The organism is Nocardioides sp. GY 10113 (genome assembly GCF_004919105.1).
Classification (GTDB): domain Bacteria; phylum Actinomycetota; class Actinomycetes; order Propionibacteriales; family Nocardioidaceae; genus Nocardioides.
On sequence record NZ_STGK01000001.1, the window covers coordinates 303,239 to 318,492 of the forward strand.

Consider the following 15,254-nt stretch of genomic DNA (forward strand, 5'->3'; position numbering starts at 1 on the left):
GTGGAGTGAGGTGCAACACGTTCTAGATCCTAGGGGTGTTGCGGATGGCTGGGGGGCCGTCTTTGAAGGGGGGGATCAGCGCCGTGGTCGGTTGGGATGAGCGGCTGGGCCGAATGGTGCAGGCGCGCGGGCAGGCCGCGCCGGTGCACGGCACCCGCGTGGAGCGCGCCTCCGCGCTCGTCGCCCGTCGCCCCGAGCGCGTGGTCCTGGTCTGGGTGGCCCTCGCCGTCGTCCTCAACATCCTCGTGCCGCAGCTGGAGAGCGTCGCCGGCCGCGACGCCTCGCCGATGGTGCCGACCGATGCCCCCTCGATCGCCGCAGCCGTCCAGATGGACCAGGCGTTCGGCAACGGCCGCAGCGAGAGCCCGCTGGTGATCGCCGTCGAGCGGCCCGGAGGCCTGACGGTCGCCGACCAGCAGTACCTGGTCGCGCTCGCCCGGGAGCTGCGCCGCGACACGTCCGACGTCGCCTTCGTCCAGAACGTCGCCGACCCCGACCTGCGCAAGGCTCTGACCAGCAAGGACGGCGAGGCCCGGTACCTGCTGGTCGGGGCCACCGCGCCCAGTGGCACCCCGCTCTCGATCGAGCAGGTGAACGAGGTCCGGGCCGCGGCCACGGAGATGCGCCCCGACGGGCTCACCGTCGCCGTGACCGGCCCCACGGCCACGCTCGCGGACCTGGCCACCGCCACCGAGGGCAGCGTCCTGCGGATCACGGTGCTCACGGTGCTGCTGATCGCCGTCATCCTGCTCGCGATCTACCGCTCGGTGATCACCGCCGCGCTCATCCTCTCGGTGGTCGGCATCGGGCTGGCGATCGCCCGCGCCGTGGTCGCCGCGATGGGCCTCTCCGGGGTCTTCGCCGTGAACACCTTCGCCGGCACGTTCCTGACGGCGCTGGTGCTCGGCGCCGGCACGGACTACGCCGTCTTCCTGGTCAGCCGCTACCACGAGCAGCGGCGCCTCGGCGTCGCCCCGACGCGCGCCGCCGCCGTCGCCGCCTCGCGGATCGCCGGCGTGATCGCGGGCTCCGCGCTCACCGTCATCCTGGCAACGCTCTGCATGGCCGCCGCCGATCTCGGCTTCTTCTCCACGACCGGCCCGGCGCTCGCGGTGGCGATCGCCGTCAACCTCGTGGTCAGCCTGACCCTGACCCCCGCGCTCCTCGCACTGGCCGGCCGCCGCGGCTGGGCCGAGCCGCGTCCCGTCAGCGCGTCCGGTGGGGCCTGGGTGTGGATCGGCCGGGCGGTCGCCCGCCGCCCGGACCGGATGCTCGCGCTGTCGCTGATCCCGCTCGCGCTGCTCGCCTGCCTCTACCCGCTGATGGATGTCTCCTACAACGGTCGCCGCACCCAGCCCGCCGACACCCAGAGCAACCAGGGGTACGACCTGCTCGCGCGGCACTACCCGATCAACGAGGTGCTGCCGGACTACCTGCTCGTCCACGCCGACCACGACCTGCGCAACGCCCGGGACCTGGCGGTACTGGAACGGGCCGCGGCGACGATCGCCCGCAAGAACGGCGTCGACATGGTCCGCGGCATCACCCGTCCGCTCGGTACGCCGGTGAAGCAGGCCTCGCTGGGCTACCAGAACAAGAAGATCGGCGAGGAGATCGACCAGCGGATCGATGAGGTGACCCAGCAGATCGGGGCGGACGACACGGGCGCCGACAAGCTCGCCCAGGGCGCCGGGAAGCTCGCCGACGGTGCCGGTCGGTTGGAGGACGGCACCCGGGCCGCGGTGTCCGGCGCCGGGAAGCTGGCGGCCGGCAGCGGCGACCTCGCCACCGGCGTGCGCAAGCTGCTCGACGGCGCCGACGACGCGGTCTCGGGGAGCGGGCGGCTGAGGTCCGGCGCGGGTGACCTGGCCGACGGCCTCGACTTCGCCGCCTCCCAGGTGCAGGTCGCGGTGGACGGGTTGGAGGCGGTCTACAACGCGTTGCGCTTCCAGAGCCTGGGCTGCGGCCTCGACTTCGTGTGCCGCCAGGCCCGTGACGGCATCAAGAAGATCTGGGACGCCGAGCGCGACGAGCTGTTGCCCGGGCTGCGCAAGGCAGCCAGCGGCGCACGCACCCTCGCCAGCGGGGCCGGCGACCTCCAGGGGGGCATGCGGGAGCTGCAGGCCGGGCTCGAGCAGGCCCGCACCGGCGCCGACCAGCTCGCCGAGGGGCAGCGGACCTTCGCTGCCAAGATGGACGACCTCGTGGACGGCGCCGGAGCGCTCGCGGCGGGCGCCACCGAGATTCAGGACAGCACCAGCGAGGTCAGCACCAAGCTCCCCGAGCTCGAGCAGGGGATGACCCAGGCGGCCGACCACCTGAAGAAGACCGGATCGGTCGCGATGGACCCGAGCATCGGCGGCTTCTACCTGCCCCCCGCGGCGCTGGAGAACAAGAAGTTCGCCGCCGCGCGCGGGCTCTTCCTCTCCGAGGACGGCCGCACCGCGCGCTACGTCGTCCTCGGCAGCACCGACGCGTTCGAGTCCGCCGCGGCGGCGCGCGTCCCCGAGATCCGCCAGAGCGTGATCGAGTCCTTCTCCGACACCCGCCTGGCCGACGCCCAGGTGTCGATGGCGGGGATGGCGGCGACCAACGCCGACCTCGCGGCGTACGCCGGCCGGGACATGCGCCTGATCGGCACCGGCGCGCTGATCGCCGTGTTCCTGGTGCTGCTGGCGCTACTGCGCGGCCTGGCCGCGGCGGTCCTCCTGATGGGCACCGTCGTCCTCTCCTACGCCGCCGCGATGGGGGCGTCGGTGCTGATCTGGCAGGTGCTCCTCGGCCAGCAGCTGAGCTGGACCGTCATGGCCGTCTCGTTCGTGGTCCTGGTCGCCGTCGGCGCGGACTACAACCTGTTGCTGACCAAACGCATCCACGAGGAGGCGCCGGACGGCTCGCCCCAGGGGATCGCCCGCGCGACCGCCCTCACCGGTGGCGTGATCACCTCGGCCGGCGTGATCTTCGCGGCCAGCATGTTCGCGCTGATGGCCGGCTCGGTGGTCACCATGGTGCAGGTGGGCCTCGCGATCGGCATCGGGCTCCTGCTCGACACCTTCGTGGTCCGCTCGCTGGTCGTGCCCTCGATCGCCACGATCCTGGGACCCAAGATGTGGTGGCCGGTGCGCCCGCCGGCGCGGCCGGTGCCCGCCCGCGGTGCCGTGGGCGAGTCTCCGGTGCCCGCCTAGCCCCACCGCCGAGCCGGGCCTCAGGCGCCGCCGAGCCGGGCGCGCCGGTAGGACAGCGTGCCCGGCACCCGCTCCCAGGCGCCGGTCGCGGGCGCGGGTTCCCGCGGGATCATCCGCTTGAGCACCTTGTTCGTCGGCGTCCGCGGCAGCTCGTCGACCAGGCGCAGCACCGCGGGCACCCACTTGGTGCCGAGGTCCGGCTGGGCCGCGAGGAAGTCGGAGAATCGCTCCGGATCGAAGGCGGCGCCCGGCACCCGCTCGGCCACCGCGCAGACCTGGTCGCCGACGACGGGGTCCGGCACCGCCACCACGGCGACGGCGGAGAACCCGGGGAAGCGCACCAGCAGGCGCTCGATCGGGGCGGTCGCCAGGTTCTCGCCGTCGACCCGCAGCCAGTCGCCGGAGCGGCCGGCGAAGTAGAAGAAGCCCGCCGCGTCCCGGTAGGCGAGGTCGCCGCTCCACGACCAGCCGTGGCGCAGCCGGCGGCGATCCGCCTCCGGGTTGTTCCAGTAGCCCTCGAAGAGGGCGGCCCCGTCGCGGTTCACGATCTCGCCGATCGCCTCGTCGCCGTTGAGCAGGAGCCCGTTCGCGTCGAAGCGCCCCGGCGGGCACTCGGTGAGGGTCTCCGGGTCGACCACCACCGTCGCGTCGGTCGGCGCGCGCCCGAGCGAACCGGCCGGCGTCTCGGGCGTCCGGAGGATCTGGATCTCGCCCTCGCTCGACCCGAACGAGTCGATCACCCGGCAGTCGAACCGCCGCGCGAACGCCGCGATGTCGCCCTCGGCGGCCTCGTTGCCGAACGCGATCCGCAGCGGGTTGTCCGCGTCGTCGGGCCGCGCCGGGGTGGCCAGCACGTAGGCCAGCGGCTTGCCGACGTAGTTGAAGAAGGTCACCCCGTAACGGCGTACGTCGGGCAGCCAGGCCGAGGCCGAGAACCGGCGGCGCAGCACGACCGTCCCGCCGACCGCGACGGCCGGTGCCACCCCGGCCATCAGCGCGTTGGAGTGGAACATCGGCATCACGACGTAGAAGACGTCGCGTGCGGTGAGGGAGCGTCGCTCGGCCTGCTGTCGAGCGATCCGGCCCATCCGGGCGTGTGAGCAGATCACCGCCTTCGGCGCGGCCGTGGTGCCCGAGGTGAAGACCAGTGAGAACGGGGTCGAGGGCTCGACGTCCGCGGCCAGGGCGAGATCGCACGGGGTGGCCGCGGCCAGCGCCTCCCGGTACGCCGCCTCGTCGACGTGCAGGGTGCGCTCGGCGGGCACCGGCGTCTCGACGCCGTCCAGCAGCGCCCGGCGGCTCTCGTCGACGACGAGCACCTGGCAGTCGGTGAACGCGATGTCGCGGGCCAGGTCGGGGCCCCGGCGGGTCGGGTTGATGCCGACCCCGGTCGCGCCGACCAGCGAGCAGGCGATCCACCAGAAGAGGTGCTCGGCGGTGTTCTCCAGTGCCAGACCGACGTGCCACGGCCCGGCGGGGGAGGTGGCGCGCAGCTGCTGCAGCAGGCCGGCCCGCCGGCGCCCCTCGCCGATCGCCTCGGCCCAGGTCCAGGAGCGATCCTCGAACCAGAGCGCGGTGGCGTCGTCGCCGGCTCGGCCCGCCAGCAGCGCGGCGAACGTCGGGTCGGCATCGGTCACCGGCCCATCCTGCCGCCGGCGCGCGGCCGGGGTCGGCGGATCCCGCTCATCGGGCGCGCAACCCCCGGCTCGGCGGCGCCTGACCCCGGCTCGGTGGGTCTGGACCCCGGCTCGGCGGAGGGGTCAGGCCTCGGCGGCGGGCTCCTCCGGGGCGCTGTCGATGTGCGGGTCGGCCAGCAGGTACTGGGTCAGCCGGCCGTCGCGCTGGGGCTCGGGGCGGACCGGCTCGGGGATCATCCGGCCCTCGGCGGTGTCCCAGAACCGGTCGACCTGGACCGCGACGCGGCGCGCCACCCGGCCCGACACCCCGCGGTGCGGGATGTAGGGGTGCGGTCGGGTCGGCGCCCTCAGCTCGCTGCGGTAGAGCCGCTCGGCGAGCTCGTTGCGGTGCTCGTCATGGGGGAGCGCCTCGACCAGGTCCTCCTCGAGCACCATGTACTCCTCGAAGGCCGCGCCGAGCTCCGCCCACACGGCGCGCCACGGGCGCTTCACGTCGTACGTCGAGCCGTAGAGCTTGGCCTTGGTGTGGGCCAGCGCCTCCTCCAGCTGCTTGCTCTGCTGGGTGAAGCCGCGTGCCTTGTCCCGGCCGTTCTCGAGGTGCTGGGCGAACTCCGGGACCAGGACGGCGTTGGCGGCCGCCACGTGGCGGCTGGTGGCGGCCAGGAACCGGTCGGTCGCCGGGAACCGGTCGCGTGGTCGGTCGCGGGTCGGCATGCTCGCCTGGGCCTCGGCCAGACGCTGGCCGAGCACCTCGTGGGTCATCTGGATGGTGGTGCCGAGTTGGTCACGCATCTGCCTGTCCGTTCCGTTGCCCTAGTGCCATGGTGCTCCGGTCCAGACCAGCAGACAAGGGTCGTCGTACCGACGGAAAAATGCGCGAGTCGGCAGGAACTGACGGTCAGTTCCTGCCGACTCGCGGTGGATCAGGACTGCGGGAAGGTCGGGTACTCGACGCCCGAGATGTACTGCACGGTCCGGACCACCTGGCAGGAGTAGCCGAACTCGTTGTCGTACCAGACGTAGAGGATCGCGCTGTCGCCGTCGACGATCGACGCGTTGCCGTCGATGATCGAGGCGGCACGCGAGCCGATGAAGTCGCTGGAGACCGCGTCGCTGGCCACGGTGTAGTCCAGCTGGCGGCGCAGCTCGCCGGTCAGCGAGACCTCGCGCAGGTGCTCGTTGACCTCCTCGCGGGTGGTCTCGCGCTTGAGCTGCAGCGAGAGGATCGCGATCGAGACGTCCGGGGTGGGGACGCGGATCGAGTTGCCGGTGATCTTCGCCTTCAGGTCCGGGAGCGCCTTGGCGACCGCGGAGGCGGCGCCGGTCTCGGTCAGCACGAGGTTCAGCGGGGCCGAGCGGCCGCGGCGGTCGGCCTTGTGGTGGTTGTCCAGCAGGTTCTGGTCGTTGGTGAACGAGTGCACCGTCTCCACGTGGCCGCGGACGATGCCGAACTCGTCCTCCATCGCCTTGAGCGGCGGGACGATCGCGTTGGTCGTGCAGGAGGCGCAGGAGAGGACGTTCTCCGCCGGGTCCACCGTCTCGTGGTTCACGCCGTGCACGATGTTCGGCACGTCGCCCTTGCCCGGCGCGGTGAGCAGGACCTTGGCGATGCCCGGGCGCAGGTGCTGGGACAGGCCCTCGCGGTCGCGCCACTTGCCGGTGTTGTCGATCAGGATCGCGTCGTTGATGCCGTACGCCGTGTAGTCCACCGTCGCCGGGTCGTCGCTGTAGATGAACTTGATCGCGTTGCCGTTGGCGATGACGAGGTCGTTCTCCTCGTCGACGGTGATGGTGCCGTTGAACTGGCCGTGCACCGAGTCGCGGCGCAGCATCGAGGCGCGCTTGGCGAGGTCGCCCTCGCCGCCCCTGCGGACCACGACGGCGCGCAGGCGCAGGCCGTTGCCCGAGCCGGCCTTCTCCACCAGCAGGCGCGCGACCAGGCGGCCGATCCGGCCGAAGCCGTAGAGGACGACGTCCTGCGGGCCGGCGGCCTCGCGCTTGTTCTCGCCGGTGGCGCCGGCGAGCGCCTCGGCGGTGAAGTCGGCGACCGAGAGGCCGCGGGTGTCGGCCTGGTAGGCGTCGAGGAGGAGCGCAAGGTCGATCTTCGCGGCGCCGATGTCGAGGCCGGCGATCGCCTCGAGGAAGGGGAACGTGTCGACGACGGAGAGCTCCTCGCCGCCGATCATCCGGGCGAACCGGTGCGTCTTGAGGATGCTGATGACCGACTTGTTCACCAGCGAGCGGCTGTGCAGGAGGATCGTGACGTCCTTCTCGCGGTGCAGCTTCCCGATGATCGGGATCATCGCCTCCGCGATCTCCTCGCGGCTCTTCCAGCGGGTGAACAGGTCTTCGGTGACGCTCACGGTTTCCCCTTAGGGACGACGACAAAACCGCAGCGATGCTAGGCCTCACCGGGCGGCGGCCCAATCTGACGACGGCAGGTTGGAGCGTTCCAAGCCGCTACTGTGATCGGAATCTCACCGCGTGGCGGCCCCGGCGCGCGCGGCGACCATGATCTGGTCCAGTGCCCAGGCGAGGTTCGCGCGGTCGTGCTGGTCGGCGAGCATCTCGTAGCCGACCAGGGTGCTCATCGCCCAGACCGTGAACGCCTCGGCCCGCTCGGGGCCGACCAGGGCCGTCATCGCGTCGTGCACGACCTGGAAGCGGTCGGCGTCGACGTCGCGCTGCACGGCCGCCACGCGGTCGTCGACCCCGGCCCAGACCCGGATCGCCGCCTCGGTCCGGTGCTGCAGCTCCGAGCTCGCCGCGGCGAGTCGACGCAGCCGCTGCACCGGGTCGGGGTAGGTCACCGCGAGCGCGATCGTCTGCTGGGTGCGGTCCAGGAGCCAGGTGGCGAGCAGGCTGTCGGTGAACTCCTGCCAGCTCGCGAAGGAGTGGTAGAACGCGCCCGTCGTGACCCCGAGGCGCTGACACAGCGGCGCCAGCTTCAGGCCGCCGTAGCCGTCGCTGGCCAGGATGTCGTTGGCCGCGGCGAACCAGCTGCGCCGCAGCTCCTCGTTGCGCTTGACCCGTCCCATCGCGACTCCGCTCCTCGGTCGTCCCGCCCGATCACCTACGGCGAGATCGGCATCGTAGGACTCGCGGCACGGGTGAGACGTCCGAACGGATGGGACCGCCCCGCCCTAGGATCGTTGCGTGGCGGAGACGGAGTGGCTCACCGACGAGCAGCAACGCGCGTGGCGCGGTCTGCTGGAGGTGAACGCGCAGCTGACCGTGGCGCTGCACCGGCGCCTGCAGGCCAGCAGCGGGCTCTCCCTGGCCGACTACGACATCCTGGTCGCGCTCACCGACGTGCCGGGGCGCTCGCTGCGGATGTACGAGATCGGCGAGCGGCTGCAGTGGGAGAAGAGCCGGGTCTCCAAGCAGGTGGCGCGGATGGCGGCGCGCGGACTGGTACGCCGCCGCGAGTGCATCGACGACCGCCGGGGCGCGTTCGTCGACCTGACCGAGGAGGGCCAGGCCGCGATCGAGGCCGCGGCGCCCGACCACGTCCGCCTGGTCCGCTCGGTGGTCTTCGACGTCCTCACCGAGGAGCAGGTCGGCCAGCTGACCCGGATCACCGAGAGCGTGCTCGGCAGCCTCGCGGAGGAGCGGAAGCAGAGCGACGAGGGGCGCCGGGCCAGCTGAGCCCGGCGGCTGGTGATCTCGACAGGCTCAATCCGGGCGGGTTGCCAGGCTCGGCGCCGGGGCGCCCCGCACCTCAACCACCGTCGAGCATGTCCCGGACCGCCAGCGACGCGAACGTCATCGCCGCGCCGAGCGGCGCCCCGGGCCCCGGGTAGGCCCCGCCGAACACCGATGCGGTGGAGTTGCTGGCGGCGTACAGCCCCGGGAGCGGCGCCCCCGCGTCGTCGAGCACCCGCGCCGCCGCGTCGGTGACCAGTCCGCCCTTGGTGCCCAGGTCGGAGAGGACGAACCGGGCGGCGTAGAACGGCGGCTGCGCCAGCGGGACCAGCGCCTTGTTCGGGCCGCCGCCGCCGGCGAAGAAGGTGTCGTACTCGTCGGCTCCGCGGCCGAAGTCCTCGTCCACGCCGGTCGCGCAGAAGCCGTTGAACCGGTCGACGGTCGCCGTCAGGGCCTCGGCATCCAGGCCGGTCGCCTCCGCGAGCCCGGCCACCGTGTCGGCGCGCACCCAGGTGCCGGCGGCGAGGTGCTCGGCCGGGTCGCCCTCGGGCATCGCGATCGCCGGCAGCCGGCCGCCCTCGGCGCTGTCGAAGAGGAACCACGACGGCACCCGCTCCGGTGCGGCCGCCATCGCCCGTCCGAACCGGTCGTAGGGGAGGCACTCGTTGGCGTACCGGCGGCCGGTGGCGTCGACCATCAGCCCGCTGCGGAAGCCGAGCGTGAACGTGCCCGACCCGTCCGGCTGCTCCAGGCCCGGGCAGAACCAGCCCTCGCCGGAGAAGTCGGTGGCGGCACCGACCGCGGCCGCGGCGTCGATGATCTCGCCGGTGTTGGTGCCCGCCGGCGCCATCGTCCACGCGGCGCTGCCGGGGGTGCCGTGCTCCTTGCGCCGCGCCTCGGAGCCCTCGAAGCCGCCGGCGGCGACCAGGATGCCCCGGCGGGCGCGGAGCTCGACCGGCCCGTCGGGGCCCTCCGCGCGGACGGTGTCGACCCGCCCGCCGGCGGCGGACGAGCTCCGGGCCAGGCCGACCACCTGGTGTCCGGTGGCGATGGTGCCGCCGTCGCGGACCAGCATCGCCGCCAGCCGGGCGATCAACGACTGGCCGCCCGACAGGGTGGAGCGCCCCGGGAGCCCGGCGCGGTCCTTGTCGACCGGCGGCCGCAGGACCGCCGTCACCGCCGGGTCCAGCTCGGCGCGCTTGATCGCCGAGGGCTGGATGGAGCGGCCCATGGGCACCCGTCCCGGCGCGTCGTAGTACTCCGCGAACGGGATCCACTCGAAGGTCATCAGCGGGTCGGCCTCGAGCCGCTCGACCAGTCGCGGCGCCTCGGCCAGCAGGGCCTCGATCCGCTCGTGGTTCGCCTCCAGCGTCTCGGCGTCGAGCACCCCGGCCAGGTAGGCGCGGGCGCCCTCGGTGGAGTCGGGAAGACCGGCCCGCTGCTGCACCGCGGTCCCCGGCAGCCAGCACGCGCCGCCGGAGTACGCCGAGGTGCCGCCGATCAGCGCGGTCCGCTCGAGCACCAGCGTGCTCAGTCCGGCGGCCGCCGCCAGCGCCGCGCCGGTCAGCGCCCCGCCGCCGGAGCCGACCACGATCACGTCGTACTCCTGCTGCAGCGCCGCAGCTCCCACGATCTCGCCCTCGCTCATCCCGGAACGATAACGTGTTCTAGTTGCCGGTGTCAGGGGTCGCTGCCGCTGCGTGGGATCCTTGCTGACCATGGGCCAGGGCCACTCTCACCGTGCCGGACGAGACCTCGACGACGGCGTCGAGGTCGGTCGCGGCACCCGGATCGCGCTGCTCGCCGGCCTCGGCGTCGCGCTGGTCGCGGCCGTCGTCGGGATCGTCGTGTGGTGGCCGTCGGCGGAGGCCTCCGACGCGCTGGACCGCGGGGCGGTGCGGTACGCCGCCCCCGGGGTGACCTTCCCGATCGGGGAGCTGACGGCGGTCGCGCCGCCGTGCGACGACGCCGGCCTGCCCGAGGGCTGCGGCACGCTGACCGTCGACGTGGGCGACGAGGCGGGCTCCGGTGAGGACGGCGACGTCGTGGTGCCCGTCCCCAAGGAGGTCAGCGAGTCGGGGCTGGAGCCCGGCGACCGGGTGGAGCTGCTCCGCACCCCGACCGAGGGCGGCGCGGCGGCGTACTCCTACTTCGCGACCGACCGCGACACCACGCTGACCTGGCTGGCGCTGCTGTTCCTCCTCGTCGTGGTGGCCGTCGCCCGGTGGCGCGGGGTCCTGGCACTGGTCGGCCTGGCGGCGGGCGGGGCCGTGGTGTGGTGGTTCATGCTCCCCGCGCTGCTGCACGGCGCGCCCGGCATCGGGGTCGCGCTGGCGGGCTCCACCGCGATCATGTTCGTGGTCCTCTACACCACCCACGGCGTCTCGCTGCGGACCAGCACCGCGCTCGCCGGCACCCTGGTCGGGATCGCGCTGACCTCCGGGCTCGGGCTGGTCGCCATCGACCGCGCCCATCTGACCGGCATCTCCGACGAGTCCGGTGCGATCCTGTCGACGTTCGCGACCAGCCTGGACTTCCAGTCCCTGCTGGGCTGCGCCCTGGTGATCGCGGGCCTGGGCGTGCTCAACGACGTCACCATCACCCAGGCCTCGGCCATCTGGGAGCTGCGGGCCGCCGCGCCGCACGCCTCGCGCGCGCAGCTCTTCGCCAGCGGCATGCGGATCGGGCGCGACCACATCGCCTCCACGATCTACACGATCGTCTTCGCCTACGTCGGCACCTCGCTGCTGGTGCTGATGCTGCTGCAGGTCTACGACCGACCGCTGGTCGAGCTGCTCTCCACCGAGGAGCTGGCCGAGGAGATCGTGCGGACCCTGACCACCTCGATCGGGCTGGTGCTCGCGGTGCCGGCCACCACCCTGCTGGCCGCGGTGGTGGTGCGCGGGCCCGTCGCCGCCGAGGACGCCTCCCTCAGTCGGCCGGAGGGATCCATGCCAGCTGCACCGTGACCGGTGCGGTGCCGGTCACCAGCCGGGCCCGACCGGGCGGCGCCGGCGTCGGACGCAGGCCGCCGAGCAGCGGACCCTCGGCGGGGTCCCCGGCGAGCAGCAGCCCCGGGGTGTCGAGGTCGCGCAGCGCCTGCAGCAGCGGCCCGTGCAGGGCCCGCGCCGCGCCCCCGGTGCGCCGGGCCAGCACCAGGTGCAGCCCGACCTCCCGGGCCCGGGGCAGCAGCGGCAGCAGCGGCGCGAGCGGGCTCGGGGTGCCGGCGGTCGGCTCGACCAGGTCGCCGTCGTCGACCACCACGAACACCTCCGCGCCCCGCCACCAGGACCGGGCGCGCAGCTGCGCCGCGGTCACCTCCGCGCCGGGCAGCCGCCCCCGCAGGTACGCCGCCAGGTCGGCCAGCGCGGGCGCGGCCTGCTCGGCGGAGGTCAGGTGCGCCAGCAGGCGGCGGGCGGGCACCTCGCCGAGCAGCGAGCGCCGGTAGTCGACCAGCGCGACCTGGGCCTCCTCGGCTGACCGGGTCCGCGACACCTCGGCGCAGAGCGCGCGCAGCAGCCCGGTCTTGCCGGAACCCGGCCCGCCGAGCGCGAGCAGGTGCGGCGAGGCATCGGGGTCGATCCCGACCGGCTCGTCGTCCTCGGCCAGGCCGAGCAGCAGCCGCCGGTCGGCGGCGCGGGGGTCGGCATGGGGGTCGGCATGGGGGTCGGCATGGGGGTCGGCGGAGCCGCTCGCCGCTCCGCGCAGCGTCGCGAGGTCGAGCCGTTCGGGCAGCGGGCGCACCGCCGGCGCCGGCGGGCCCGGCCAGGCTGCCCGGACCCGGTCGACGAGGTGCGCGACGCCAGCCGCGCCGTCAGCCGGGCCTTCAGCCGGGCCGTCAGCCGCACCGTCAGCCGCACCGTCTGTCCCGCCGTCGAGGCGGGGGAGCGCGCCGAGCACGTGCCAGCCGCCCGCCACCAGGCCGCGCCCCGACCGCGTCGGCACCGCGCGCGCCGCCCGGCGGTCGATCTCCGACTCGGCCGGGTCGCCCAGCCGCAGCTCGACCCGGGAGCCGAGCCGGTCGCGCGTCGCCGGCCGGTAGTCCGACCACCGCCCGGCGGAGGTCAGCAGGTGCACCCCGACCCCCAGCCCGCGCTCGGCGATCCGCTGCAGCGACTGCTCGGCCTCGGGCACGTCGGCGCAGAGCGCGCCCCAGCCGTCGACGACGACGAACAGGTCGCCCTCGCGGTCCCCGGCCCGCGCGCCCGCCCCGCCGGCCTCGCGACGCGCCAGCGTGGCGGTCGCGGCGCCGACCAGGCGTCGTACGGCGTCCGGGTCGCCGCTGCGCGCCCAGCCGGCCACGTGCGGCAGCGCCGCGAGCTCGCCGATCTTGCCGCCGCCGAGGTCGACCAGCAGGAACTGCGCCTCCGCCGGCGACGCGGTCAGGGCGAGGGCGGCGACCGCCGACGCCAGCAGGGTCGAGGTGCCGCTCCGCGGGCCGCCGACCACCGCGAGGTGGCCGCCGGCGCCGCCGAGGTCGAGCACCAGCGGCTCCCGGCGCTGCTCGCGCGGCCGGTCGACCGTCCCGAGCGGTACGACGAACCGGCCCGCGGCCCGCCACCGCGGCGAGACCAGACCGAGGCCGGGCGTGGGCGCGAGGTCGGGCATCAGGTCGCCCAGGGTCGGCGGCGCGTCGAGCGGCGGCAGCCAGATCGGTCGGGCCGGGGCGCCGGAACCGCGCAGCCGGGCGACCGTGGACCCGAGCAGCGAGGGCCGGCCCCGGGGCCTGTCCGGTCCAGCGGCGGTGGCCGTGGGCGGGAGGACCGGCTCGGCGGTGAACGGCAGGATCGCCGGTCGCGCCGGGGTGGTCGGGGCCGCCGGCCCGGAGACGTGCGCCGCCCGGAACCGGACCGGCTCGTCCGGCCCGGTCCGCAGCAGCCCGACGCCGGGGGTGGCCGGGAGCAGGGCGGCGTCGGGCACGCCGAGCGCCGCCCGGGACTCCGCCGCGCTGAACGTGCGCAGGGCGATCCGGTACGACAGGTGCGCCTCCAGGCCGCGCAGCCGCCCCTCCTCCAGGCGTTGGGTGGCCAGCAGCAGGTGGATGCCGAGCGACCGCCCGAGCCGGCCCAGGGAGGCGAAGAGGTCCGCGAACCCGGGGCGGGCAGCGAGCAGCTCGGAGAACTCGTCGACCACGACCAGCAGCGCCGGCATCGGCTCACCGGTGGTCCCGGTCCGGCGGAGAGCCGATGCCGAGTCCAGCCCCGCGGCTCGGAGCAGCTCCTGGCGGCGGAGCACCTCACCCGTCAGCGCGTCCTCCATCCGCTCCACCAGCGCCTGCTCGGCGGCCAGGTTGGTGATCAGCGCGGCCACGTGCGGCAGGTCGCCCATCCCGGTGAAGGTCGCCCCGCCCTTGAAGTCGACCAGCACCAGGTTGACCTCCTCCGGCGGGTGGGTCAGTGCGAGCCCGAGCACCAGTGACCGCAGCAGCTCCGACTTCCCGGACCCGGTGGCACCCACCACCAGCCCGTGCGGCCCGACGCCACCCTCGGCCGCCTCGGTGAGGTCCAGGTGCACCGGTACGCCGGAGGGGTCGACGCCGAGCGGTACCCGCAGCCGCCCCGCGCCACCGGGCTCGTCCGGGAGCGCGGCCAGCAGGGCGGGCAGGTCGACCGGACCGTCACCCGCCGGGGTCCCCGCGCCGCCGCCGAGCGGGGCGAGCCGGCGGGCGACGGCCCCCGCGGTGGCCGCGTCGCAGCGGTCCAGGGTCGTCGTCGCGTCCTCGCTCAGCCGCCGCGTCGCGGGCGCCGGTCGTCCGCGCTCGCCCGCGACTCCCGAGACGAACAGGACGGTGCAGCCGGCCCGATCCGCGGCGTCCGGTGGCGGCGCGCCGTCCACGACGAGGAGCAGGTGCGGCCCCGCGCCGGTCGCCTCCCCGGGCAGCAGCGCCGACAGCCCCGCCCAGCTGTCGGCGAGCAGCCGCGCCGGTCCGAGGGCGTCGTACCGGCGCGGGGAGCGGGCATGCGGCAGCCACTTGACCCACTCCCAGTCCGCGACCGCGCCGGGGCCGGCGAGCACCGCCACGCGCAGGTCGGTCGCCGGGTGGGCGCCGGCGGCGGCGCACACCACGGCCCGCGCGACCGCCCGCGGGCGGGTGCAGGCGATCTCGACCGCTCGGGTCCCGGTGAGGTCGAGGGTGGCGGGCAGGCCGGTGACCTCGGCATGCGCCGCGAGCAGCCGCTCGAGGGCCGCCGCGCAGACCGGGTCGGCGCCGTCGAGCGCGGCCTCGTCCGGGGCCGACACCGGGCGGACGAGCGGGCCGGCGGTGGTGCCGCAGCGGACCCCGAGCGGCGCGGGGTCGGGCGCCGCGCGCTGCTCCGCCGCGGCCTCGCGGAGCGCCGCGCGCACCGACGCGAGGTGGCGCAGGTAGCCGGCGCGGGCGCGGTCGACCTCGCGCCGGTGCCGGCGCCGCTGGCGGTCCCACCCGAGGAGCACGACCGTCAGGGTGGAGGCCAGGAACAGGCCGGCCGCGGCGTACCGGGCGGGGCCGGCGCCGCCGCCGATCCCCGCGACCAGCGCGAGCGACCCGAGGCCGCCCAGCATCGGGAGCAGCTGCAGGGCCGCGCCGCCGCCGGCGACCGGGGCCGGCAGCCGTGGCGGGGGCGCGATCCGCAGCGGGGTGGGGTCGGGACCGGTCACGGCACCCTGCGTACCCGGTCTCCCGGTGTCGTCGTACTCCCCGGGGCGGCCGTCCACAGGCGCGTCCGGCACGACGGTCACGGCCTGTGGAGGGCCGTCGGGCGGGGTTCCGGGGCGGCTCGGGCCCGACCACCGTGGCCCCCACATCCGC

Annotated in this window: 9 protein-coding genes; 3 read left to right on the forward strand and 6 right to left on the reverse strand. The window is 74.9% G+C overall.

The features are described from left to right. Nucleotides 1-83: 83 nt before the first annotated feature. On the forward strand, nt 84-3,185 hold the full coding sequence (locus E8D34_RS01265; RefSeq protein WP_168929292.1) for an MMPL family transporter: 3,102 nt from the start codon (nt 84-86) through the stop codon (nt 3,183-3,185). A 20-nt stretch (nt 3,186-3,205) separates the two neighbouring features. On the opposite strand, the gene E8D34_RS01270 is transcribed toward E8D34_RS01265, so the two are convergent. From E8D34_RS01270 to E8D34_RS01285, 4 genes are all read right to left on the reverse strand, one after another. Further along, on the reverse strand, nt 3,206-4,822 hold the full coding sequence (locus E8D34_RS01270; protein WP_136592748.1) for an AMP-binding protein: 1,617 nt from the start codon (nt 4,820-4,822) through the stop codon (nt 3,206-3,208). A 123-nt stretch (nt 4,823-4,945) separates the two neighbouring features. Further along, on the reverse strand, nt 4,946-5,614 hold the full coding sequence (locus tag E8D34_RS01275; RefSeq protein ID WP_136592749.1) for a hypothetical protein: 669 nt from the start codon (nt 5,612-5,614) through the stop codon (nt 4,946-4,948). Nucleotides 5,615-5,745: 131 nt separating this feature from the next. Then, entirely contained in the window at nt 5,746-7,185 is a 1,440-nt protein-coding gene (locus tag E8D34_RS01280; RefSeq protein WP_136592750.1) for a glyceraldehyde-3-phosphate dehydrogenase, read from the reverse strand. A gap of 114 nt (nt 7,186-7,299) precedes the next feature. After that, nucleotides 7,300-7,860 (reverse strand): TetR/AcrR family transcriptional regulator, encoded by a 561-nt coding sequence (locus E8D34_RS01285; protein ID WP_136592751.1) that lies wholly within the window; start codon nt 7,858-7,860, stop codon nt 7,300-7,302. A 118-nt stretch (nt 7,861-7,978) separates the two neighbouring features. On the opposite strand from E8D34_RS01285, the gene E8D34_RS01290 reads away from it, so the two are divergent. After that, nucleotides 7,979-8,470, forward strand: a complete 492-nt coding sequence (locus E8D34_RS01290; protein WP_136592752.1) for a MarR family transcriptional regulator — start codon at nt 7,979-7,981, stop codon at nt 8,468-8,470. Between the two features lie 73 nt (nt 8,471-8,543). Here the strand turns inward: E8D34_RS01290 and E8D34_RS01295 are convergent, their stop codons facing one another. Beyond that, nucleotides 8,544-10,115 carry an FAD-dependent oxidoreductase gene (locus tag E8D34_RS01295; RefSeq protein WP_136592753.1) on the reverse strand — a complete coding sequence of 524 codons (1,572 nt, stop codon included), beginning with the start codon at nt 10,113-10,115 and terminating at the stop codon, nt 8,544-8,546. A gap of 70 nt (nt 10,116-10,185) precedes the next feature. On the opposite strand from E8D34_RS01295, the gene E8D34_RS01300 reads away from it, so the two are divergent. Further along, on the forward strand, nt 10,186-11,436 hold the full coding sequence (locus E8D34_RS01300) for a YibE/F family protein (RefSeq protein ID WP_136592754.1): 1,251 nt from the start codon (nt 10,186-10,188) through the stop codon (nt 11,434-11,436). Here E8D34_RS01300 and eccCb read toward each other — a convergent pair. Then, on the reverse strand, nt 11,399-15,103 hold the full coding sequence (gene eccCb / locus E8D34_RS01305; protein ID WP_240771023.1) for a type VII secretion protein EccCb: 3,705 nt from the start codon (nt 15,101-15,103) through the stop codon (nt 11,399-11,401). The genes E8D34_RS01300 and eccCb overlap by 38 nt on opposite strands. Between the last annotated feature and the right edge of the window lie 151 nt (nt 15,104-15,254).